Annotated in this window: 20 protein-coding genes; 8 read left to right on the top strand and 12 right to left on the bottom strand. The window is 67.2% G+C overall.

Features of this window, described 5'->3' with window-relative positions:
• Window positions 1–64: 64 nt before the first annotated feature.
• Complete coding sequence (locus AC3ANW_RS19445; protein ID WP_488342478.1) at window positions 65–1,111, bottom strand: RNA methyltransferase; 1,047 nt, start codon at window positions 1,109–1,111, stop codon at window positions 65–67.
• Window positions 1,112–1,324: 213 nt separating this feature from the next.
• Between AC3ANW_RS19445 and AC3ANW_RS19440 the strand changes: the two genes are divergently transcribed.
• The gene (locus AC3ANW_RS19440) at window positions 1,325–2,839 is read left to right on the top strand and encodes a BCCT family transporter (protein ID WP_488342477.1); all 1,515 of its coding nucleotides are present in this window, start codon (window positions 1,325–1,327) and stop codon (window positions 2,837–2,839) included.
• Window positions 2,840–3,005: 166 nt separating this feature from the next.
• Window positions 3,006–3,593, top strand: coding sequence for a nitroreductase family protein (locus AC3ANW_RS19435; protein ID WP_488345465.1), 588 nt, complete (start codon window positions 3,006–3,008; stop codon window positions 3,591–3,593).
• 18 nt (window positions 3,594–3,611) lie between these two features.
• Here the strand turns inward: AC3ANW_RS19435 and AC3ANW_RS19430 are convergent, their stop codons facing one another.
• Window positions 3,612–4,493 carry a LysR family transcriptional regulator gene (locus AC3ANW_RS19430; RefSeq protein WP_488342476.1) on the bottom strand — a complete coding sequence of 294 codons (882 nt, stop codon included), beginning with the start codon at window positions 4,491–4,493 and terminating at the stop codon, window positions 3,612–3,614.
• Window positions 4,494–4,631: 138 nt separating this feature from the next.
• On the opposite strand from AC3ANW_RS19430, the gene AC3ANW_RS19425 reads away from it, so the two are divergent.
• From AC3ANW_RS19425 to AC3ANW_RS19415, 3 genes are all read left to right on the top strand, one after another.
• Window positions 4,632–7,058: a membrane-bound PQQ-dependent dehydrogenase, glucose/quinate/shikimate family gene (locus AC3ANW_RS19425; protein ID WP_488342475.1), complete on the top strand. Its 2,427-nt coding sequence runs from the start codon at window positions 4,632–4,634 to the stop codon at window positions 7,056–7,058.
• 67 nt (window positions 7,059–7,125) lie between these two features.
• The gene (locus AC3ANW_RS19420) at window positions 7,126–8,340 is read left to right on the top strand and encodes a YbfB/YjiJ family MFS transporter (RefSeq protein WP_488342474.1); all 1,215 of its coding nucleotides are present in this window, start codon (window positions 7,126–7,128) and stop codon (window positions 8,338–8,340) included.
• Window positions 8,341–8,406: 66 nt separating this feature from the next.
• Window positions 8,407–9,207, top strand: coding sequence for a fumarylacetoacetate hydrolase family protein (locus AC3ANW_RS19415; protein WP_488342473.1), 801 nt, complete (start codon window positions 8,407–8,409; stop codon window positions 9,205–9,207).
• Between the two features lies 1 nt (window position 9,208).
• Here the strand turns inward: AC3ANW_RS19415 and AC3ANW_RS19410 are convergent, their stop codons facing one another.
• Window positions 9,209–10,057 carry a PA4780 family RIO1-like protein kinase gene (locus AC3ANW_RS19410; RefSeq protein WP_488342472.1) on the bottom strand — a complete coding sequence of 283 codons (849 nt, stop codon included), beginning with the start codon at window positions 10,055–10,057 and terminating at the stop codon, window positions 9,209–9,211.
• An 83-nt stretch (window positions 10,058–10,140) separates the two neighbouring features.
• Between AC3ANW_RS19410 and AC3ANW_RS19405 the strand changes: the two genes are divergently transcribed.
• Window positions 10,141–11,922 (top strand): ATP-binding cassette domain-containing protein, encoded by a 1,782-nt coding sequence (locus AC3ANW_RS19405; protein WP_488342471.1) that lies wholly within the window; start codon window positions 10,141–10,143, stop codon window positions 11,920–11,922.
• Window positions 11,923–11,999: 77 nt separating this feature from the next.
• Window positions 12,000–12,470: a DUF6314 family protein gene (locus tag AC3ANW_RS19400; protein WP_488342470.1), complete on the top strand. Its 471-nt coding sequence runs from the start codon at window positions 12,000–12,002 to the stop codon at window positions 12,468–12,470.
• A gap of 9 nt (window positions 12,471–12,479) precedes the next feature.
• Here AC3ANW_RS19400 and AC3ANW_RS19395 read toward each other — a convergent pair whose 3' ends face one another.
• The 9 genes from AC3ANW_RS19395 to AC3ANW_RS19355 all read right to left on the bottom strand — a co-directional run bounded on the left by AC3ANW_RS19395 (window position 12,480) and on the right by AC3ANW_RS19355 (window position 19,630).
• Window positions 12,480–13,073, bottom strand: coding sequence for a biotin transporter BioY (locus AC3ANW_RS19395; protein WP_488342469.1), 594 nt, complete (start codon window positions 13,071–13,073; stop codon window positions 12,480–12,482).
• A gap of 29 nt (window positions 13,074–13,102) precedes the next feature.
• Window positions 13,103–13,696, bottom strand: coding sequence for a CbiQ family ECF transporter T component (locus tag AC3ANW_RS19390; protein WP_488342468.1), 594 nt, complete (start codon window positions 13,694–13,696; stop codon window positions 13,103–13,105).
• Window positions 13,689–14,420 carry an energy-coupling factor ABC transporter ATP-binding protein gene (locus tag AC3ANW_RS19385; protein ID WP_488342467.1) on the bottom strand — a complete coding sequence of 244 codons (732 nt, stop codon included), beginning with the start codon at window positions 14,418–14,420 and terminating at the stop codon, window positions 13,689–13,691. The genes AC3ANW_RS19390 and AC3ANW_RS19385 overlap by 8 nt, the downstream gene beginning before the upstream one ends.
• A gap of 91 nt (window positions 14,421–14,511) precedes the next feature.
• The gene (locus AC3ANW_RS19380) at window positions 14,512–16,347 is read right to left on the bottom strand and encodes a putative bifunctional diguanylate cyclase/phosphodiesterase (RefSeq protein WP_488342466.1); all 1,836 of its coding nucleotides are present in this window, start codon (window positions 16,345–16,347) and stop codon (window positions 14,512–14,514) included.
• The gene (locus tag AC3ANW_RS19375) at window positions 16,344–17,090 is read right to left on the bottom strand and encodes a GGDEF domain-containing protein (protein ID WP_488342465.1); all 747 of its coding nucleotides are present in this window, start codon (window positions 17,088–17,090) and stop codon (window positions 16,344–16,346) included. Before AC3ANW_RS19375 ends, AC3ANW_RS19380 begins: the two co-directional genes overlap by 4 nt.
• A gap of 1 nt (window position 17,091) precedes the next feature.
• Window positions 17,092–17,481, bottom strand: coding sequence for a DUF1987 domain-containing protein (locus tag AC3ANW_RS19370; protein ID WP_488342464.1), 390 nt, complete (start codon window positions 17,479–17,481; stop codon window positions 17,092–17,094).
• 35 nt (window positions 17,482–17,516) lie between these two features.
• On the bottom strand, window positions 17,517–18,089 hold the full coding sequence (locus AC3ANW_RS19365; RefSeq protein WP_488342463.1) for a SiaB family protein kinase: 573 nt from the start codon (window positions 18,087–18,089) through the stop codon (window positions 17,517–17,519).
• A gap of 15 nt (window positions 18,090–18,104) precedes the next feature.
• Window positions 18,105–19,337: a SpoIIE family protein phosphatase gene (locus AC3ANW_RS19360; RefSeq protein WP_488342462.1), complete on the bottom strand. Its 1,233-nt coding sequence runs from the start codon at window positions 19,335–19,337 to the stop codon at window positions 18,105–18,107.
• Between the two features lie 71 nt (window positions 19,338–19,408).
• Window positions 19,409–19,630 carry a hypothetical protein gene (locus AC3ANW_RS19355; protein ID WP_488342461.1) on the bottom strand — a complete coding sequence of 74 codons (222 nt, stop codon included), beginning with the start codon at window positions 19,628–19,630 and terminating at the stop codon, window positions 19,409–19,411.
• 129 nt (window positions 19,631–19,759) lie between these two features.
• Between AC3ANW_RS19355 and AC3ANW_RS19350 the strand changes: the two genes are divergently transcribed.
• Window positions 19,760–20,809, top strand: coding sequence for a dienelactone hydrolase family protein (locus AC3ANW_RS19350; protein WP_488342460.1), 1,050 nt, complete (start codon window positions 19,760–19,762; stop codon window positions 20,807–20,809).
• The last annotated feature ends 363 nt before the right edge of the window (window positions 20,810–21,172 follow it).

The raw sequence follows: 21,172 nt of genomic DNA, 5'->3' as shown, positions 1-21,172 counted from the left end.
GCCGTGCAAACGCCGGTTGCGTCAAAAGGTAGCGGTCGCGCGCCCATGGGCGGCGGTGGCAGCGTCAGCCTTTGCGCGGATGCAGCACCACCGGGGCCGGTGCCGCGGGTCCGACGTTCTGCGCGCGGGCCCGCAGCTGCCCGCAACCCCCTTCCACGTCCTGTCCGGCCGACCATCGCAGCTTGGTCAGCACGCCGCGCTGGTGCAGTGTGCGGGCCAGCTGTTCGCAACGTTCGCGGCTGGGGCGATCGAAGTCCACGCCGTCCACCGCGTTGAAGGGGATCAGGTTGAGCAGGCCGTATTTGCCGGCCAGCAGGCGGACGATGCCTTCGACTTCCTCGTGGGTGTCGTTGATGCCGTCCAGCAGCGCCCACTGGTATTGCGTCGGATAACCCGAGACGCGCGCATAACGCTCGGCTTCGGCCACCAGCTGGTCGGGTGTCATGTCCGGCGCGCGCGGCAGCAGGCGGCGGCGAAGGTCGGCGCGGGTGGTGTGCAGCGACAGGGCCAGTGCCGGCTTGACCGATGCCCGGTGCAGCCGCTCGAAGGCACGCGGGTCGCCCACGGTGGAAAACACCAGGTTCTTGTGGCCGATGTTGCCGACCGTCCCCAGCAGCTCCATGGCTTCGATCACGTTGTCCAGGTTGTGCGCCGGTTCGCCCATGCCCATGAACACCACTTTGCTGACCGCACGCCGCTGGCGGGCCAGCACCACCTGGGCGACGATCTCGGCGCTGCCGACCTGCCGCAGCAGGCCGTTGCGGCCGGTCATGCAGAACTGGCAGCCGACCGCACAACCCACCTGCGAAGACACGCACAGGCCGCCACGCGGCAGCAGCACGCTTTCGACCGTCTGGCCGTCGGCCAGGGTGACCAGCAGGCGCTCGGAACCGTCGGCGCCGGGATGAGCCGAAGCGATGCGGGCCAGGCATGCCAGCTCGGCCTCGATGGCGGGCAGGGCGGTCATCAGCGCGGCGGGGAAAAAACTTGCGGGACTGCGTCTGCCGCTGGTGTGGGGCAGGGCGTGCGACCAGTTGCGCAGGATGCGGCGCTGGTGCAGCGGGCCGGCGCCGGCCGCTTGCAGTCGCTGCTTCAGTTCGTGGATGCGCATGGAGATCTGGGATCGAAGAACGTGGGGTGGCCGGGCAGCCCGGATTTTACCGGGGAGGGGGCTTGGTAAAATCCAGGGCAGCCAGCCGGGACGATCGCGTCCCGGCACCGGTTTTCATCTTCAGGGCCACGCCCTGGATCGCAGCGCTCTCCCTCGTGGGGCGCACCGTCGGGTCCACCGGATTCCGCACGGCCTTTCCTCAGGAAATCCCTTTTGCAGTTATTCGTCTCCACGGGCCTTATCGCCCTCATCGTCGCCTGGGCGCTTTTTTCACCTGCCAGCCTGGATCGGGTCTTCACCACGCTGCTCGGCCAGATCACCCACAACTTCGGCTGGCTCTACCTGTGGCTGGTGCTGGGGCTGGTGGTGCTGGCCTTCTTCCTGGCCTTCAGCCGTTTCGGCGACCTGAAGCTGGGCGACGAGGACGACGAACCCGAGTTCTCGACCGGCGCCTGGTTCTCGATGCTGTTCGCCGCCGGCATGGGCATCGGGCTGGTGTTCTGGGGCGTGGGTGAACCCATATCGCACTTCCGCAACCCACCGCCGGGCGTGGTGGCCGGCACACCCGAGGCGGCCGCGGTCGCCATGCGCTACGCCTTCTTCCACTGGGGCCTGCATCCCTGGGCCATCTACGGAATCGTGGGGCTGGCCATCGCCTTCTTCAGCTTCCGGCGCAAGGCGCTGCCGCTGGTCAGCTCGGCGACCGAAGCCCTGCCCTGGCGCGGCATGGCCCGCCTGTCGCCGCTGTTCAACGTGATGGCGGTGGTGGCGACGGCGTTCGGCGTGGCGGCGTCACTCGGCATGGGTGCGACCCAGATCAACGCCGGGCTGGCGGCGGCGTTCGGTGTGCCGGTCACGCCCTGGGTGCAGGCGGCCATCATCGTGCTGACCACCGCGCTGTTCATCACCTCGGCCGTTTCGGGGGTGGAGCGCGGCATCAAATGGCTGTCCATCGGCAACCTGGCGCTGGCCGGGCTGCTGACCGCCTTCGTGTTCGTCGCAGGGCCGACGGTCGCCGTCATCGAGACCCTGACCTCGACCCTCGGCTCCTACGTCAGCGAATTCGTCCGCATGAGCCTGCGCATGACACCCTTCCGCAGCAGCAGCTGGATCGGGAACTGGACGCTTTTCTACTGGGCCTGGTGGCTGGCCTGGTCGCCCTTCGTGGGTTTGTTCATCGCCCGGGTTTCGCGCGGCCGCACCATCCGGCAGTTCATCCTGGGCACGGTGATCGCGCCGACGCTGGTGGGTTTCGTCTGGTTCGCGGTGTTCGGCGGCACGGCGCTCCACATGCAGATCTTCCAGGGCGTGCCGCTGGTCGACGCGGTCGCCACCGACGTGGCGGGCGCGCTGTACGTCATGCTGAACGCCCTGCCGCTGGGCGGGCTCACCTCGGTGGTCGCCACACTTTTGGTGTTCGTCTTCTTCGTCACCTCGGGCGACTCGGCCGCACTGGTGCTGGGCACCATGAGCACCGGCGGCAACGCCAACCCTTCGGCGCGGGTCAAGGTGGTCTGGGGCCTGCTGGTGGCGGGCATTGCGCTCAGCCTGCTGTTGGCCGGCGGGCTGCAGGCCATCCAGACGGCGACCATCGTCTTCGCCCTGCCGTTCGCGCTGGTGCTGATGCTGATGGCGCTTTCGGTGACGCTGGCGATCCGGCACGACTGGAACGAGGAGCAGCGGCGCGACAAGGCGCTGCGCCGCAAGATGCGTGAACTGGTGAAGTAAAACCCCCAGACGGGCCGGGCGTCCGACTTGCTTCGATAATTTCAGCGCACTGAAATCTTCAAGGAATCACCCCGTGTCCGATACCCAGAACGCCTCTTCCCATGCCGCCGAAACCACCTCGCAAGGCCTGCTGGACCGCCTGAACTGGCGCTACGCCACCAAGAAGATGGACATCTCGCGCAAGGTGCCGCAGGAAAAGGTCGACCGCATCGTCGAAGCCGCCCGCCTGGCGCCCACCTCGAGCGGCCTGCAGCCCTTCGGGGTGTTCGTCGTGACCGACGACGCCACCCGCGAGAAGATCAAGGCCATCGGCTGGAACCAGGGCCAGATCACCGACGGTTCGCACCTGCTGGTGTTCGCCGCCTGGGACGACTACACGGCCGAGCGCATCAACACCATGTTCGACCTGACCAACAGCGTACGCGGCACCACCAACGAAGGCTGGGAAAAATACCGCGCCATGCTGCTCGCCACCTACCCGCAGCGCGGCGCCGAGGTCAATTTCGCGCACGCCGCACGGCAGGCCTACATCGGCCTGGGGGCATCGCTGATCGCCGCCGCCTACGAGGAAGTCGACAGCACGCCGATGGAAGGTTTCGTGCCGGAATCGCTGGACGAAATTTTGGGACTGCGCGCCAAGGGCCTGCGCAGCGTGGCCATCCTGCCGCTGGGTTATCGGCAGGTCGAAGGCGACTGGCTGGTCAAGCTCGACAAGGTGCGCCGCCCGCGCGATCAGTTCGTCACCGAGGTCTGAAGCCCGGCGGATGCCGCGTCAGCCTTTCAGGCGCGGCACGTATTCCAGGAAAGCCTTGAGGGTGGGCGAGTCGTCGTCGGTTCGCCAGGCGGCGCCCACCTCGATCACCGGGCTTTCTCCGCGCAGGGGCCGGTAGACCACACCGTCCCTGCGCATCACCTGCACGCAGTCCGGCACCAGCGCCACGCCGAATGCACCCGACACCAGGCTGACGATCGTGTGCTGCTGGCGCGCATGGAAAAGCCTCGGGCTGAAGCCGTGGTGCATGCAGGCCGCCACGATCTTGTCGAACATCAGAGGTCCCTGCTGGCGCTCGAACAGCAGGAACCGCTCGGCAGACAAGCGCTCCAGCGGCACCTTCTTCAGGCGAGCGAGCGGATGCGATTCCGCCAGCGCCACGATCAGCTTGAATCGATTGGTCGCCTCATACGACAAGGCCGGAAACGAGCCTGGCGACGCGAACAGGAAACCGATGTCCAGCGCGCCCGATTCCAGATCGACCAGCACCCGGTCGGTGCTTTTTTCGTGCAGGGTCAGCCGCACTTCCGGATGGTCGGCGGTGAAGCGGCTCAGCAGGTCCGGCAGGAAAGAGTAGGCCGCCGTGCTGATGAAACCCACCGACAGCGAACCCGACAGGCCCTTGGCCATGCGCGACGCGTGGCTGCGCATGCTCTCCGTGCGGGCGACGATGTTGCGGGCGTCGCGCAGCAGTTCCAGGCCGCTGCGGGTGAGGGTGATGCGGCGCGAGGTGCGCTCGAAGAGCTGAACGCCCAGCTCGGCTTCGAGTTCCTTGATGGCGGTGCTGACCGGCGGCGGCGAAAGGTGCAGCCGCTCGCCGGCCCGGCCGAAATGCATCTCCTCGGCGACGGCGATGAAGGCCCGCAGGTGTCTCAAGTCCATTCTGATTCTCAAAACAATACAACTGAAATACAAACTTTTCAGAATGATGGCGGCTTTCTACACTGCGGCGCTTCATCGCGCATGTGTTTTCTCCTGAGGCACCGCTGCGCGGTCCAACAAGCAAGAGGCGAATGCGCAATGTCGGGTGAATCCCAAAAACAAGATATCTCCAGGAGCAGGAGGGCCGCGACCATCGTCGTCGGTGTCATCACCGCCCTGATCGGTGCCTGGCTGGCCTACGGCGGCGTTCAGTTGCTGCAGCTCGGCGGCTCTTTCTATTACCTGCCGGCGGGGCTGCTGATGCTGGTGTCGGGTGCGCTGGTGGCGCGCTCCGACCGGCGCGGCGCCTGGCTCTTCGGCCTGACATTCGTGCTGACCGTGCTGTGGGCGTTGTGGGAAGCCGGACTGCACTTCTGGCCGCTGGCCGCACGTGTCGGCCTGCTGGCGGTGATCGGCCTGCTGATCGCGCTGGTCACGCCGGGCCTGCGCGGCAACGTCGGCCGTGCACCGGTTCGCCGTGCCTCCTTCGGTGTCGCAGCCGTGCTGGCCGTGGGCCTGGTGGCGGCTTTCGCCGGCGCCTTCCAGCCGATCTGGCTGGTGAAGCCGGGCGACGCACCCGCCATCGCCGATGGCTACAAACCCGGTGACGACGGCGCCAACTGGACCAACTACGGCCGCACCACCGACGGCAACCAGTTTTCTCCGCTGGACCAGATCACGCCGCAGAACGTGTCGGACATGAAGGTGGCCTGGACCTTCCGCACCGGGGATTTCGCCTATGGCGGCGCCGAGAACCAGAACACCCCGCTGCAGATCGGCAAGGTGATCTATGCCTGCACCCCAGCCAACAAGGTATTCGCCATCGACGCCGACAGCGGCAAGCAGGTCTGGAAATACGACCCGCAGGTCAACCCCGGCTACAGCCCGACCTGGCTGCGCTGCCGCTCGCTGGCCTACTACGAACTGCCAAAGCCTGCCACGCCGGCCGATGCAGCCGCACCGGCAGCTTCGGCCCAGCCGGCCGCCTGCCAGCGCCGCATCTACCTGACCACCGCCGACCTGCGCCTGATCGCGCTCGACGCCGCCACCGGCACACCTTGCGCCGACTTCGGCGACAAGGGCCAGACCTCGCTGGCCAAGGGCATGGGCGAACTGGTGCCGGGCTTCTACAACCCGACGGCCGGCCCGGTGATGGCGGGCGACCGGCTGCTGGTCGGTGGCTGGATCATGGACAACCAGGCGGTCGACGAGCCGTCCGGCGCGGTACGGGCGTTCGACCCGGTGACCGGCAAGCTGGCCTGGGCCTGGGATATCGGCCGCCCGGGCGTGACCACGGAACCCGCAGAAGGCGAGCACTACACCCGAGGCACACCCAATACCTGGGCGGCGCCTACCTACGACCCGCAGTTGGGCCTGGTCTACCTGCCCACCGGCAACGGCACGCCCGACATGTACGGCGGCCAGCGCACCGACGCCATCAACCGGGTGAACTCGTCCATCGTCGCGCTGGACGCGAAGACCGGTGCCGAGCGCTGGGTCTTCCAGACCACCCACCACGACGTTTGGGACTACGACCTGCCTTCCAAGCCGGTGCTGTACGACGTGCCCGGCGCCAACGGCGAACGCATCCCCGCGCTGATCCAGACCACCAAGCGTGGCGAGATCTTCATGCTGGACCGCCGCACCGGAAAACCCATCGCCGACGTGGTCGAGAAGCCGGTGCCCACCGACGGCCTGCCGGGCGAGAAGCTGTCGCCGACGCAACCGTATTCCGTCGGCATGCCGCAGATCCGCCAGGGTGTGCTGACCGAAGCCGGCATGTGGGGCATCACCCCCATCGACCAGCTGATGTGCCGCATCGCATTCAAGGAACTGAAGTACGACGGCGACTTCACCGCGCCCGACACCAGGTGGTACATACCGCACCCGTCGCCTTTCGGCACCATGAACTGGGGCGGCATTTCCATCGACAAGGCGCATGACTACCTCGTCGTGAACGACATGCGCATCATGATGAAGGCCCGCCTGCTGCCTCGCGCCGATGCCGACAAGGCCTTGATGGCTTCGGGCAAGACGATTCCCAGCGTGGCCGGCATCGTGCCGATGGCGGGCACGCCGTATGGCGTCAGCCGCGTGATGGTGACTTCGGCGCTGGGTGTGCCGTGTACCGAGCCGCCTTTCGGCACCATGACCGCCATCGACCTGAAGACCCGCAAGATCGCCTGGCAGCGTTCGCTCGGCACGGTGGAACAGCTCGGCCCGCTGGGCATGAAAACCCACCTGCCCATCCCGATCGGAATGCCATCGCTGGGCGGCCCGGTGGCTACCGCTTCCGGCTTGATCTTCTATACCGGCACGGCCGACTACTACCTGCGGGCAATGGATGTGAAGACCGGCCAGGAGATCTGGAAATCGCCGCTGCCGGTGGGGGCGCAGTCGACGCCGCTGGTGTTCAAGTCGCCGGAGTCGGGCAGGCAGTACGTGGTGGTGACGGCGGGCGGCGGCCGCACCGCGCCTGATCGGGGCGACTACATCATTGCCTACGCCCTGCCGGGAACGAAGTGAGCCGAGGGAAGGCCTATGCCTTCCGGGGGGAGCGGGACACGGCGCAACTGCCTAAACTTCGCCGGGCATGTCCACCTCCCCAATTTCTCCCGCCCGGCCGGATCCGCGTCCGGCCCTTCTCCACATCTTCGCGGGACTGTGTGCCAGCCTGGTCGGCATCGGCCTGGCGCGGTTCGCCTACACACCGCTGATCCCGCCCCTGATCGAGGCCCACTGGTTCGCCGCCAGCGACGTGGTCACTCTCGGTGCCGCGAACCTGGCGGGGTATCTGCTGGGGGCCCTGGCGGGCCGGCCCATCGCCGGGCGGCTGGGCAACACCGGCACCTTGCGGCTGATGATGCTGGCGGTCACGCTGGCTTTCTTCGGCTGCGCGTTTCCGCTGTCGCTGGCCTGGTTCTTCGGCTGGCGGCTGGTGTCCGGTGTGGCGGGGGGCGCGATGATGGTGCTGGTCGCCGCCACCGTGCTGCCGCATGTTCCAGCCGCCCGGAAAGGGCTGGCCAGCGGCGCCATCTTTCTCGGCGTCGGCCTGGGGGTGGCTGCTTCGGGCACCCTGGTGCCGCTGCTGCTGCACATGGGTCTGCGCAGCACCTGGCTGGGCCTGGGAGCGGTATCCGCCTTGCTGACCGCGGCCAGCTGGTTCGCGTGGCCCCGATCCGGCGCGGCCGAAGCTCCCCGGTCATCGGCTGCGGCGGCAGGCGCGGCACCGGCCGGCCCGGGCCTGCATGTGCTCTACACCCAGTACGCCCTGATGGCGGTCGGCCTGGTGGCGCCCATGCTGTTCCTGGTGGACTTCATCGCCCGTGGCCTGGGTGCAGGTGCGCACCTCGGTTCGCTGTTCTGGGTGGTCTATGGCGTGGGGGCCATCGCCGGTCCGCCTCTCTACGGTTTCCTGGCCGATCGCATGGGGCCGCGCCCCTCGGTGCGGCTGGCGCTGGGTGTGCAGGCCCTGGCGCTGACCGCCACCTACCTCACCGGCAATCTGGCGCTGCTGGCGTTGCTGACCCTGCTCATCGGCAGTTTCCCGGCCGGCATCGTGCCGATGGTGCTGGCGCGGGTGCATGAATCCGTGCCGCACGATGCGGCCCGGCAGAACCGGGTCTGGAGCCGCGCCACCACGGTTTTCGCGGCCTTCCAGGCGGCGGCCGGTTATGCCTATTCGGCCATGCTGAACGCCACCGGCGGCAACCACCGGCTGCTGTTCATCACGGCCGCCGGGGCGCTGGTGCTCGCGCTGCTGGCCGACCTGGGCCGGACCGGATCGAAGGACGACAGCCGCGCCTGAGTGGAATCCACGATGACCGGTGGTGCGGTCCTGTTGTATCAACCCGGAACTACAACAGGAGACAACATGACCGATCGTCGTCATTTCTTGAACACCGGAGCCGTTGGCGCCGTCGGCGCCGCCGCCGCCGTGCTGGGCGGCTGTGCCACCGCCACCACCGGAAGCAAATCCGGCAACCTGGTTTTCGATGTGCCGCAGACCGTCATTCCGGTCGCGGGGTCGACCCAGTCGTTCCCGGTCCGCCGCATCTATTGCATCGGCCGCAACTACGCGGCGCATGCGCGCGAAATGGGTTCGGACCCCAACCGCGAGCCGCCGTTTTTCTTCCAGAAACCGACCGATGCGATCCAGTACGTGCCCGCCGGCACGGTGGCCGACCATCCCTATCCGCCGCTCACCAAAAACTACCACTACGAAGCCGAGCTGGTGGCGGTGCTGGGCAAGGGTGGCCGGAATGTGCCGGTGGACCGGGCGCTCGACCTGGTCTGGGGCTACACCCTCGGCCTGGACATGACCCGCCGCGACCTGCAGCGCGCCATGGGCGATGAAAAGAAACCCTGGGAAATCGGCAAGAGCTTCGACCATTCGGCGCCCATCGGAATGGTGCATCCGGTCGCCGGCACCGGCCATTTCACCAAGGGCGCCATCTGGCTGAAGGTCAACGGCGTCACGAAACAGAGCGCCGACCTGCAGCAGATGATCTGGTCGGTGGCCGAGCAGATCAGCCGCCTGTCGGCAGCTTTCGAACTGATGCCGGGCGACATCATCTATTCGGGCACACCGGAGAACGTCGGCCCGGTGGTGCGGGGCGATGTCATCGAGATGCACATCGACGGCCTGCCCAACCTGAGCGTGAAGATCGTCTAGCTCATCCCGCCTGCTGCATACGCAGGATCCGCGCGGCTTCTTCCATCCGCGCGTCTTCCACCTCGTCCATCAGCGCCTCGAGGTCGACCGCGCCTTCCTTCGCCTGGTACAGCCCGGTCAGCGGTGTGTCGACGCTCAGAAGGCCGTGCTGGTAGAGCTGCCAGATCTCCTCGCCGTAGCGGGTCTTCTTCAGGGCCGGCGCGTACTGGCCGAAGAAGGCGCGCAGGTTGGCCACGTCGCGCAGCAGCATGCGGGCCGCGTGGTTGTTGCCGGCGGCGTCGACCGCTTGCGGCAGGTCGATGATCACCGGGCCGTCGCCGGCCAGCAGGATGTTGAATTCGGACAGGTCGCCGTGGACCACGCCTGCACACAGCATGCGCACCACCTCGCGCAGCAGCGTGGCGTGGTGGGCCAGGGCGTCGGTTTCGCTGAAGGCCACGTCGTTCAGGCGCGGCGCGGCGTCGCCTTCGGCATCGGTCACCAGCTCCATCAGCAGCACGCCCTCGGCGAAGTTGTAGGGGGTGGGCACCCGTACGCCGGCCGCGGCCAGCCGGTAGAGCGCATCGACCTCGGCGCTTTGCCAGGCGGCTTCCATCGCCTGCTTGCCGAACTTGCTGCCCTTGGCCATGGCACGGGCTTGGCGCGAGTTCTTGACCTTGCGGTTCTCGGTGTAGTCGACGGCCTGCCGGAAGCTGCGGTGGGTGGCTTCCTTGTAGACCTTGGCGCAGAGCGTGTCCTCGCCGAGCCGGACCACGAAAACCATGGCTTCCTTGCCGCTCATCAGCTGGCGCACCACGGTGTCTATGAGGCCTTCCTCGATGAGGGGCTGGAGTCTGGGAGGTATACGCATCACGCATTGTCGCGGTGCGCAGCCCGGAACGGCCGTTACGCCATGCATCGCTCGGCACAATGCCGGCAAGGAGTGATGACTGCATGACGGAAACCCCAGCCGCCCCCGGCACCGCGCAGGCGGCCGACGAGCCCGCCGCCAAACCGCTCGCCATCGGTCTCGGCAGCGCCGCCCGCGACCTGTACCGCGCGCTCTGGCGCCATGCCGAGGGTGCGCGTGGCCAGTTGCTCGGCGCCGCCGGCCTGCTGTCCGCCGCGCAGCTGATGCGCCTCACCATGCCCTGGCTGGCCGCCCAGGCCATCAACGCGCTGCAGCGGGACGACCTGGCCGCATCGGGCCGCTGGATCGCCTGCCTCATCGGCATCTACCTGCTGTCGTGGTGCCTGCACGGCCCGGGCCGGGTGCTGGAACGCAACGTCGGCGTAAGGGTGCGGGTGCGGCTGACCGACCAGCTGTACGCCCGCATCGCCGCGGCGCCGCTGGCGTGGCGCGACGGCCGGCATTCGGGCGAGCTGCAGCACCGCGTCACCCAGGCCAGCCGGGCGCTGTCGGACTTCGCGCAAAACCAGTTCGGTTACCTGCAGAGCGCCTTCAACTTCGTCGGCCCCATCGTGGCGCTGGCCCTGCTGTCGCGCACCAGCGGCGCCATCGCGGTGACGGGTTACGTGGTCATCGCCGTCATCATCCTGCGCTTCGACCGGGTGCTGATGCTGCTGGCCCGCGCCGAGAACGACGCCGAGCGCCGTTATGCAGCAGCCTTGCTGGATTTCGTCGGCAACGCTGGCACGGTGATCGGCCTGCGCCTGCAGGCCGCGTCACGCAAGCTGCTCGGCCACCGGATGGAGGCGGTCATGGCCCCGCTGCGCCGCGCGGTGATGGTCAACGAAGGCAAGTGGTTCGCGGTCGACCTGCTGGGCATGGGGCTGACCTGGATCCTGGTCGTCGTCTACGTGCTGCAGTCGCGCCAGCCGGGGCAGGCGGTGCTGCTGGGGACGATCTTCATGATCTACCAGTACGCGCAGCAGGCCGCTTCGGTGGTGGGCGCGATGGCTTCGAACTTCCAGAGTTTCGCCCGCATGCACACCGACTACGGCAGCGCCGAACCCATCTGGCAGGCGCCCGCCGACCCGGACGAAACCGTGCCCGCCGTGGTGCCCGACGCGCCTTGGCAGACGCTGGAATTGCGGGGCGCCACCTGGCGTTATGCGGACGATGCGCGGGGCGGCCTGCACGGTGTCGACCTGGTGCTGCGGCGTGGTGATCGGGTGGCACTGATCGGGCCGAGCGGCGGCGGCAAGAGCACCTTGCTGAAGACGCTGGCTGGCTTGTACCGGCCGCAATCGGGCGAACTGCTGCGGGACGGCGTGCCGGTGGACTGGTCCGAGTTGCGGACCCTCGCCACCCTCATACCGCAAGAGGCCGAAGTGTTCGAGGCCAGCGTGGAAGAGAACCTGACGTTCGGCGAGCCGGCGGATGCGGCCGCGTTGAAGTCGGCCGTGTTTACCGGCGTGTTCGACGAGGTGCTGGACCGGATGCCCGACGGGCTGGCGAGCCCCCTGAACGAACGGGGCGGCAACCTGTCCGGCGGACAGCGTCAACGGCTGGCGCTGGCCCGCGGAGCGCTGGCGGCGAAGGGCAGCTCGGTGCTGCTGCTGGATGAGCCGACGAGTGCGCTGGACCCGCTGGCCGAAGGCCGTGTGTTCGACCGGATGGACGCTTCGTTTCCGGATGCCTGCATCCTGGCGTCGGTGCACCGGCCGGGGCTTCTCGCGCGGTTCGATACGGTGGTGGTGGTGGAAGCCGGGAGTGTGGTGGATGCAGGGGCGCGGGACGAGGTTCTCGCACGGTCGGCGAATCGTCGATGACGGCTTGGTCCGTGGTCCGGGAGGCGGCGGTTCCATGGAGATTTGTACGGCTCCATGGACTATCTTAAAGTCGCCGGATGAACCCCACCGGCCCCGAAACCGACCCCCGTGACTGGGGCAACGCCGACCAGGTCTTCGACCGGCTCGAAGGCGAATGGGCGCTGGACCGCGTTATCGCCGGCACGGCTCGCATGACCGGCACGGCGGTCTTCCTCCGCTTGCCCGGCGACCTGTTCGCCTACCGGGAGGAAGCCAGGGTGCAACTTGCAAACGGCAAGTCGCATGGCGGCTCGCAGAGGTATTTCTACGAACGTGCAGCGGCGGGCTTCGCGGTGCACTTCGCGGAAGAACCGATGCGGCTGTTCCATGCCGTCGCCATCGTGCCGCAAGGCGATGCGCTGGTGGGCACGACCACCCATCTCTGCGTCGCGGACACCTACGACAGCCGCTACATTTTTCGTGCTGGCGGCAGCTTCGAGGTCGAACACGTCGTCAAGGGGCCGCGCAAGGACTACGTGTCCCGCACGGTCTTCACGCGGCTGCCCTGAACCGGTGGCTCAGTCGCGGTCGAGGCGCCAGCCGGGCAGGCCGCGCACCACGGTCTGCACGACCGCCGCACACACACCGCACTTGATCAGGTCGCCGGGAATGAAGACAGCCATCGACAACAGGCCCTGCAGCGGTGTCATGTGGGCGATGAGGCACAGGCCGGCGATGCCGACCGCATAGACCACCACGATGCCGCCGGCCGCAGAAGCCGCGAAGGCGGCGGCCAGCACCGGCCAGCCGGCGTTGTCACCGAGCCGGCGCATCAGACTGCGCATGACCAGGCCGGTCACGCCGGCACCGAGCATCCAGCCGAACAGGAAACCGACGGTCGGGCCCATGAACACACCCGGGCCGCCTCGGCCGCCGGACAGCAGCGGCAGGCCCAGCGCCACGCCCAGCAGGAACAGGCCCAGCGCCATCAGCGCACGCCGCGGTCCCAGCAGGCAGCCGGCCAGCATGGCGCCCAGCGACTGCAGGGTGATGGGCACGCCGAAGGCGAGGTCTATCTTGGGCACCAGGCCCAGCGCCGCCATCAGCGCTGCGAACAGCGCGACGAAGGCAAGGGACCGCGAAGAAAAGGCGCTGGTGTTGGTCACGACCATGGTTGCTTTCAGAGTGAAGAGGGTGGCGATTATTTGCCAAGCCGCGCGGCCAGGGCATCGGCCACCCGTTCGGCGGTGGTCAGCGCGCGGATGGTGAGGGGCGCCAGCAGCCGCAGGCCGCCGCCACGGCCGGTGCGGGCGCGGTAGGCGTCGTCCAGGCGCTGCCACTGGGCGTAAAAGTCTTCGGTGAATCGCAGCAGCAGGCCCAGGCCGAGCGCGATGCGGTCGACCGGCAGGCCGAAGATCCGCAACGGACTCAGCACCCGCTCCAGCACGGCCAGCAGGTCTTCGAAGCGGGTGGTAAGGGTGAGCATCAGGGCCAGCAAGGCGGCGCTGGTCAGGCGCAATGCGGTGACCACACCCAGCCACGGATCGCCCAGGAACCACTGGAAAGCCATGATCAGCCCGCAGGCGATCAGCACGCCCCGCAGCATGGCGGCCTGGCGCCAGGCCAGCCGCCCGAGCGACAGGAAGACGAGCACCACAAGCGCCAGCCCCGCTGCCAGCCACAGAGGCCGGTCGACCAGCGCCAGCACGGTGCCGCAGGCGGCCAGCGATGCCAGTTTTGCGGAGGCGCGCACCCCGTGCAGCCAGGTGCGCTGCGGCAGGTAGAGGCTACGCATGACGCGCCCGCTGCCGGACGTCTTCGGTGTAGGCCTCGCACACCTCGCGGGCCGGGCCGTCGGCACGCACCCCGCCGCGTTCCAGCCACACCGCCCGTTCGAAGTCGCGCACATGGTCGAGCACATGGGTCGACAGGATGATCTGCTGGTCGCTGGCGTGCAGTTGCATCGACAGCTTGTGCTGGCTCGGCAGGTCGAGGCTAGCGTAGGGTTCGTCCAGCAGCAGGGTGGATGGCTGGCTGATCTGCAGCGCGGCCAGGCAGACCTGCTGGCGCTGGCCCTGGCTCAGCTCGCTGACGGCGCGGCCGGCCCAGTCCCCCAGTCCGCGAGCCTGCAAAAACGTCAGGGCCCGTTCGCGTGCGGCGGGCCGTTTCATGCCCTGGGCGGTCAGGCTGAAGGCGACTTCCTCGACCACGGTGGGGAAGATGATCTGGTCTTCAGGGTTCTGGAACATCAGGCCGACATGGCGCGGCAATTCGTGGCGGTCGGCCCGGGTGTCGAAGCCGTGGACCGACACGCTGCCCTGCTGCGGCTGGTCCAGCCCGGCGATCAGGCGAAACAGGCTGCTCTTGCCCGCACCGTTGTCGCCGATCAGGCCGATGCGTGATTCATGCAGCTTCAGCGTCAGCGACTCGAACACCCGCCGGCTACCGCGCTGCAGGTTCACGCCGGTCAGGGATATGCAGCGCGGGGAGTCGACGGTGCCAGGGAACGTGGGAAACATCAAGAAATGAAAAAAAGCCTTTCAAGTCATTGATTTGAAAGGCTTCCGAGTACGGTTGGTGAGGCCGAGTGTAATGCCTCGCCAAGGTGTCTCAGGCGTGGGCGTTCGATACGCGGGCCTGGCCGGAAGGCGAGTCCAGCCATTCCAGCAGCGCCGCCTCGTCCATCGGACGGGCGATGTGATAACCCTGCCCCTGGTGGCAGCCGATGGAGATGGCAGCCTTCAAGGTCGCCGCGTCTTCTATGCCTTCGGCCAGCACCTGCAGGTCCAGCTTCAGCCCCAGCTGCGCCACCATTTCAGCGATGCGTGCGCCGCGTGGCGCGCCCAGCTGGCTGATGAAGGCGCGGTCGATCTTGATGCGGTCGAGCGGCAGGCGTTCCAGGCAGCTCAGGGACGAATAGCCGGTGCCGAAGTCGTCGATGGCGATGGTGATGCCGCCGGCCCGCAGGGAGCTCAGGGTCGATTCGAGCTCCGGCGTGGGCAGCACCGCCACCGACTCGGTGATCTCCAGCTCGATGTGCCGGCCCTGCAGGCCGCTGTTGGCCAGCGCCAGACAGACCATCGAGGAGAAACCCGGGTCGCGCAGCTGCACCATCGACACGTTGACGGCCATGCGTTGCGGCGCGCAGCCGGCATCCAGCAGCCGGCGCATGGTCCGGCAGGCGGTGTTCAGCACCCAGCGGCCCAGGCCGACGATGAGGCCGGAGTGTTCCGCCACCGGAATGAACTTGTCAGGCGGCACATAGCTGCCTTCGCTGGTGCGCCAGCGTGCCAGGGCTTCCAGGCCGATGAGGGTGCCGTCGTGCAGGTCGATTTGCGGCTGGTAGACCAGGAAAAGCAGGCCGTGGTCGATGGCGGACCGCAGGTCGGAGAGCAGCAGCGCGCGGGCGCGCGCCTCGGTGCCCATGTCGTCGAGGTACTGCAGGTAATGGCCGCGGTGGTCGCGCTTGGCGCGTTTCAGTGCGATGGTGGCGTCCTTCACCAGGTCGACACCGGTGCGCCCGTCACCCTGCAGCAGCAGCACGTAACCGCAGGTCAGAGAAACCTTGTAGGGCACGCCCTCGATGCTCAGCGGCTGGTCGACGCAATTCACAAGTTGCTGCGGACGCGCCTGGTGTACCGAGGCCAGCACACCGAAGGTGTCCGGGCCCACCCGGGCCAGCAGCACGTCGGACGACAGCGACCGGGCCAGGCATTGGGCCACCATCTCCAGCAGGCAGTCGCCGAAACGGTGGCCCATCACTTCGTTGGCGGCACTGAAGTCGTCGATGTCGACCAGCGCCAGGATGTGCTGGCGCATGCCCTGGCGCACGCATTCGTCCACCTGTTCGACGAAACGGGCGCGGTTGGGCAGCTGCACCAGCGGGTCGTAATAGGCGTAGTCGGTGAGACGTTTCAGCAGGCTCTGGTCGTGCCGGTTGGCCTCGATGGTGCACAGCTGTTCGACGCACCGGATGGCATTCGCCACGATGGCCACCAGCCGGTCGCCCGACAGGTCGGCCTGGTCGCGGCAGTCGCTGATGTCGTTCTGCAGCAGCATCTCCAGCGCGGGCCACCGATGCGGATCGGCGCGCAGCACGATGCGAGTGCTGGCCAGCGCCGGCGCTGCGCGGACTGCGTCCGCCAGTTCCGGCCAGGAGACGTCTATTTCGAGCGCCTGGTCCAGCATCACCACAGCCAGGCCGTGTTCGCGCTGCAGCACGGTCCTGGCTTCTTCTGCCGACCAGGCATGCAGCACCGACAGTGCGCGGCCGAACAGCAACCTGCCTTCCAACGCGGCGTCCGCCGCGGCATGCACCGCAGCGTCCCGGTCGGCCACCAGCACCTGCCAGCGGCGTGCGACCGGGTCGGGTTTCCTGTCCGCCGGGGACAGGGAATCTCCACCTGGAGGAACGACCATCCAGGTGTGCTCGGTAACGCGTTTCATGCGAGCGACGTCTGCAGTGGAGCGCTGGCTTGCGCGACCCGGTTGCGCCCGCCGCGTTTGGCCGTGTAGAGGGCTTCGTCGGCCAGCGCATAGGCATCGCCGAAATTGCCGCCGCAGCGGGCCCAGCTGACGCCGAAACTGGCGGTGATGCGGCTGCCGTCCGGCAGGCAGAACGCATGCGCCTCGATGGCCTGCCGCACGGCTTCCGCAGCTTCGACCGCATGCCGGACATCCTGGGTCGGAAGCATCACGGTGAACTCTTCCCCTCCCACGCGGCCGACCTGCGAATGCGGTGGCACGGCGGCTTTCAGGCACTGCACCACACCGACGATCACCCGGTCGCCCACCGGATGGCCGAAGCTGTCGTTGACCCGCTTGAAGTGGTCGATGTCCAGCACGATCAGCGCCAGGTCGTGCCGACCGAACAGATGGTTCACCCGGTCGATGATCGCGGCCCGGTTCAGCACGCTGGTGAGCGGGTCGTGGGTGGCGCGGTATTCCAGTTCGCGGGCCAGGTCCTGCAGGCGCTGGTTGAGTTCATTCATCTCGCGCTCGGCCCGGTCGCTGCGGCGCACCAGCCGACGGGTTTCTCGCAGCAGCCGGTCATAGCCGGAGATCAGTTCGCCCAGGGCCTGGTGGCAGTTCGAAGTGGCGGAAGGGTCGGCAAGGGCGGCCCGTGCGGCCAGCAGCGTCCGATGCTCGGCATCGAACAGGTCCGGAGGTGCAGCCGCGTTGCTGTCCATGTCAGGCCTGCCTGACGGCGTGGCTGATGAACTCGATGGCGGAGAAGTCTTCGCTGAGCTCTTCGCCGAATTCGAGGATGGTCTCGTCTTCCTCGTCGTGGTACCAGTTCAGCTTCACCCGGTTGCCGGCATCGACCGCGTCGTCGAGTGCCTCGATCAGGTTGAACAGCATCTTGGTGCTGGAGCTGTTGAAGTAGGCCAGGGCGATATTGACCTCGATCTGCTGGCCGCTCTGCTGTGCCAGGTATTCCTTCAGCCTGGCGATGATGTCGCCGTAGAACGCCGCGGCATTTTCGGGGTAGGACTCGCCACGCAGGCTGAGCACGCGTGCGTCGAACTTGAAGTCGACTTCCGGGGAACTCGGAGTCGGTGCGATGTAGAGGTTTTCCATCCTTGCTTTCGATTCTTTTGCTGTTTTTGCGCGAACTAGATCGCCGCCTTCAGGTAGAACACCGGCGGCGCGCCGACGGTCTCGGCGACGTCGAAGTCGAACTCCAGCGGCTCGCGCGAGTCGCGTGCGACGGTCAGGAAACCGATGCCCGCGCCCTTGCTGCCTTCGGGTGTTTCTTCCCGCAGCGTCTGGCGATAGGCCTGCTTGATCTCTTCCATGGTCATGGCCCGCAGCGCGTCGAGTTTCACCTTCAGGTCGTCGGCGACCTGGTGTTCGACCGGGTTGGCGCACAGCAGCAGAAAGCCGCCGTCCGCCTCGCGCCGGATGCACACCGCGCCGTGGCGCAGTTCGCCTTCGCGCTGGCTGGGTGGCGTCAGTGAATCGGACGAGTAATGGATGATGTTCTGCGCCATCTCCACGAAGGACGAGAACAGCTTGCGGCGCGTCGGGCCGGATGCACCGGAAACCTCCAGCTGGAGCTTCACCGCCTCGGCCATGGCGGCGACGATGTGCTGCGAGAAATAGCCGACGTAATAGAAGATCACCTGGTGCTCGTGCGCCAGGTTGAAGAATGAGCCGTATTTGTCGGCGATCGATTTGGAAGCCATAAACACAGGGTGCTTTCAGGTGCGGAAGCAGAAAAAAGTCAGGTCGTCGCGCCGGTGGTTGCCGGCCTGCCACTTGCGCAGCGCCGCCAGCACGGCCTGGTTGACCGCGGCGGCGGAGTCCTGCGCATGCGCCAGCAGCAGCTCGCGCACCCGGCGTTTGCCGAAGGAGATCGCCCGCGATCCGCCGATCTGGTCGATCAGGCCGTCGGTGGTGATGAAGACCAGGCTTCCGGCCGGCAGTTGCAGATCCCGGTTGGTCCAGACGAAGTCGAATTCGCTGTCGACATAACCCACGCCCTTGCGCTGGCCTTCGGTGAACTCGACCGTGTCGGCACCCGGGCGCAGCACGAAAAGCGACAGCCGCGCACCGGCGAAGACCAGGCGGCCGGCGGCAGGCTCGAACCAGAAACAGGCGGCGTCCATGCCGTCGTCCGAGCCCGGCGTGCCGTCCTTGCCGTCCATCTGGCCAAGCACCTGCTTGATGCTGCGATTGACGTTGCCGAGCAGCCGCGCCGGGTCGCGCGGGCCGTGCTGTTCGATGGCCTGGTTCAGGCTGGTCGAGGCGATGAGGGTCATGAAGGCGCCGGGCACGCCGTGGCCGGTGCAGTCGGCCACGGTGGCGAACCAGCCGTCGTCGGCCACGCTGAACTGGTAGAAGTCGCCACCGACAACGTCGCGTGGTTCCCAGACCAGGTCGGCGTCCGGGCAGGCCCTGGCCAGGGCCTCGCGTGAGCTGCGCAGCGTCGACTGCTGGATCACGCTCGCATATTCGATGCTGTGCATGATCTGGCGGTTGCGCGATGCCTGCAGGTCGGCGACCACACGCATCAGTTGCAGGCCGTTGCCCACGCCGGCGAACTCGCCCCCGGCGGTGATGATGAAACCGTCGGCCAGCGCCTTTTCGCCGTGCGCGACTGCCTTGAAGGTCAGCTCTTCCAGGTCCATGCCGCCTTCGACCACCAGCGGCTGCTTGTCCATGAAGGCAATGCAGCTCTTGCGACCGTACAGCTCGTGGCGGAAGGGCTGGCTCATCTGCGACATGAAGATGTTGCGGTTGATGAGGCCGATGGGCCGCTTCAGTTCGACCACCGGCAGGCTGTTCAGGTCACGGTGCCGGGTGAACAGCTCCATCACCGTGTCGTTGGTATCGTCGGCGCTCAGGTGCGGCACCGGGTTGCAGAGGGCCTGGGCGTTGGGCTGCTGAAGCCGGGGCCGGAACTCGCTGAGGTATTCGCTGGTGTCGGACATTCGGGGGGCGCTGGAAGGGAGCCGCCCAGATTATTTCAATTCGATTAACGTTTTGTGACGACTGGGGCGCCTCAGGGGTCCTGCGCCGGCAGCGATTCGAGTCCGCGTGCGCTCGCCAGCCGGTCGAGGCCCGGCACCGCCTTGCAGACCGCTTCGGCGTGGACTTTCGAAAAGTGCAGGGCGGTGTTTTCCATGAACTCCTCGCGCACCTCCGCGTCGGTCACCGGGCGATCGGGGTGTCCACGGCTGACCGCCTGCCGGTGGCGTTCGACCCGCCTGTCGGCCATGGTCATGACGACCTCGCCTCTGCATCGTTTCGGGAAGGTGTCGCTGCTGACCTGTATGGCGACCCTGCACCTGGTGTCCGGCCATGCGCCGAGCGCATGGCAATGCGCATTCCGTGCAAGTGCTCGGCAACGTGCATGCCCACGCAGGACGGCCACATCGTCATCGCCTGCATCGGCGACTCGTTCCTGGAGCGGTTTCTGCAGGTGGTCGAGCGGCCGGAACTGCGCAAGCCCGAATACCGGGCGGGTTCATGCCGGTGCGGAGTGCTGCAGGTGCTTGCTCGCTCATCCGACTTGTGGCACAAGGCTCCGTCCAACCTGATCCTCGAAGGAAAACCAGACATGTGTGATGTGAACGAGCCGGAAGAACTCAAGAAGTACAACCGCCGCGACTTTGCCGCATGGGCCGCGTCCGCGGGCCTCCTGACGGCGCTGCCGGGCGTGGCCAACGCCGTGGCCGTGACGGAGCGTGATGTCACCATCACGACCAAAGACGGCATCTGCGACGCTTATTTCGTCGCCCCCACTTCCGGCGCCGCGCCGGGCGTGTTGGTGTGGCCCGATGTGTTCGGTCTTCGTCCGGCCTTCCGGCAGATGGGCCGACGGCTCGCGGAATCCGGCTACAGCGTGCTGGTGGTCAACCCGTTCTACCGCCAGAAAGCGGCCCCGACGGCACCGATGGGCGGCAAGACCCCCATCGCCGAAGTCATGCCGCTCATGCAGGCGCTGACGCCGGCCATGCACCTGAGCGACGGTGCTGCCTTCGTGGCCTGGCTCGACGCCCGACCGGAGGTGGACAAGGCACGCAAGCTGGGCACCACCGGCTATTGCATGGGGGGCCCGATCGCGGTCCGCACCGCCTTCGTGGCGCCAGGTCGCGTGGGTGCCGTCGGAACCTTCCATGGCGCGGCCATGGTCACAGCCGCGGCCGACAGCCCGCACCGGCTGGTGGGGCAGACGCAGGCCAGCTACCTGATCGCGGTGGCCGAGAACGACGACAAGAAGGACCCCGAAGCCAAGGTCGCGCTGCGCACCGCCTTCGACAGCGCGAAGCTGCCGGCCGAGGTGGAGGTGTACCCCGCGGCTCACGGCTGGTGCCCGCCCGACACGCAGGTCTATGACGCCGCTCAGTCCGAACGTGCATGGTCGCGCCTGCTGGAGACGTTCGGCAAAGCACTGGCCTGATCGGTCAGGTCGGCTGCAGAAAAGAAAAAGCCCTTCAGGCTGTGGACCTGAGGGGCTTTTGAATATCTGGGGGCTCTCCACGGAAGCGACACGCAGACCTCCTCGAAACAACCTAGACAGATCCATAAAATCAATGGTCTTTCGCCGAGCAGGGCCATCGTGCTCGATGCCATTCAGGGGAGATGACAGGAACCACGCCTCCACCCAAGACATGATGCAGCCGGAGAAGCCGAAGGCGAGCGGTCTTTCGAAATGCACACTGGATGGGAAAGTCATCATGGTGGTCGACAACTTCGACGGGGCCAACGCCGAGGTTGACGCCGTCAAGCGGAGCGCTGTCGTTGCCATGCAAGAGGCAGGCGC

It is taken from the genome of Xylophilus sp. PBN-3R (assembly GCF_057747805.1).
Note: the sequence above shows the minus strand (reverse complement) of the source record. Positions and strands in the feature narration are given on the sequence as shown.

Coding starts and splice junctions, on each gene's coding strand:
- AC3ANW_RS19395 (WP_488342469.1), bottom strand. CDS start 13,073: ATGGTCGTGACCAACACCAGCGCCTTTTCTTCGCGGTCCCTTGCCTTC.
- AC3ANW_RS19355 (WP_488342461.1), bottom strand. CDS start 19,630: ATGACCATGGCCGACAGGCGGGTCGAACGCCACCGGCAGGCGGTCAGC.
- AC3ANW_RS19405 (WP_488342471.1), top strand. CDS start 10,141: ATGACGGAAACCCCAGCCGCCCCCGGCACCGCGCAGGCGGCCGACGAG.
- AC3ANW_RS19430 (WP_488342476.1), bottom strand. CDS start 4,493: ATGGACTTGAGACACCTGCGGGCCTTCATCGCCGTCGCCGAGGAGATG.
- AC3ANW_RS19445 (WP_488342478.1), bottom strand. CDS start 1,111: ATGCGCATCCACGAACTGAAGCAGCGACTGCAAGCGGCCGGCGCCGGC.
- AC3ANW_RS19435 (WP_488345465.1), top strand. CDS start 3,006: ATGGACATCTCGCGCAAGGTGCCGCAGGAAAAGGTCGACCGCATCGTC.
- AC3ANW_RS19420 (WP_488342474.1), top strand. CDS start 7,126: ATGTCCACCTCCCCAATTTCTCCCGCCCGGCCGGATCCGCGTCCGGCC.
- AC3ANW_RS19365 (WP_488342463.1), bottom strand. CDS start 18,089: ATGGCTTCCAAATCGATCGCCGACAAATACGGCTCATTCTTCAACCTG.
- AC3ANW_RS19380 (WP_488342466.1), bottom strand. CDS start 16,347: ATGAAACGCGTTACCGAGCACACCTGGATGGTCGTTCCTCCAGGTGGA.
- AC3ANW_RS19350 (WP_488342460.1), top strand. CDS start 19,760: ATGCCCACGCAGGACGGCCACATCGTCATCGCCTGCATCGGCGACTCG.
- AC3ANW_RS19410 (WP_488342472.1), bottom strand. CDS start 10,057: ATGCGTATACCTCCCAGACTCCAGCCCCTCATCGAGGAAGGCCTCATA.
- AC3ANW_RS19360 (WP_488342462.1), bottom strand. CDS start 19,337: ATGTCCGACACCAGCGAATACCTCAGCGAGTTCCGGCCCCGGCTTCAG.
- AC3ANW_RS19385 (WP_488342467.1), bottom strand. CDS start 14,420: ATGTTTCCCACGTTCCCTGGCACCGTCGACTCCCCGCGCTGCATATCC.
- AC3ANW_RS19390 (WP_488342468.1), bottom strand. CDS start 13,696: ATGCGTAGCCTCTACCTGCCGCAGCGCACCTGGCTGCACGGGGTGCGC.
- AC3ANW_RS19375 (WP_488342465.1), bottom strand. CDS start 17,090: ATGGACAGCAACGCGGCTGCACCTCCGGACCTGTTCGATGCCGAGCAT.
- AC3ANW_RS19370 (WP_488342464.1), bottom strand. CDS start 17,481: ATGGAAAACCTCTACATCGCACCGACTCCGAGTTCCCCGGAAGTCGAC.
- AC3ANW_RS19425 (WP_488342475.1), top strand. CDS start 4,632: ATGTCGGGTGAATCCCAAAAACAAGATATCTCCAGGAGCAGGAGGGCC.
- AC3ANW_RS19415 (WP_488342473.1), top strand. CDS start 8,407: ATGACCGATCGTCGTCATTTCTTGAACACCGGAGCCGTTGGCGCCGTC.
- AC3ANW_RS19400 (WP_488342470.1), top strand. CDS start 12,000: ATGAACCCCACCGGCCCCGAAACCGACCCCCGTGACTGGGGCAACGCC.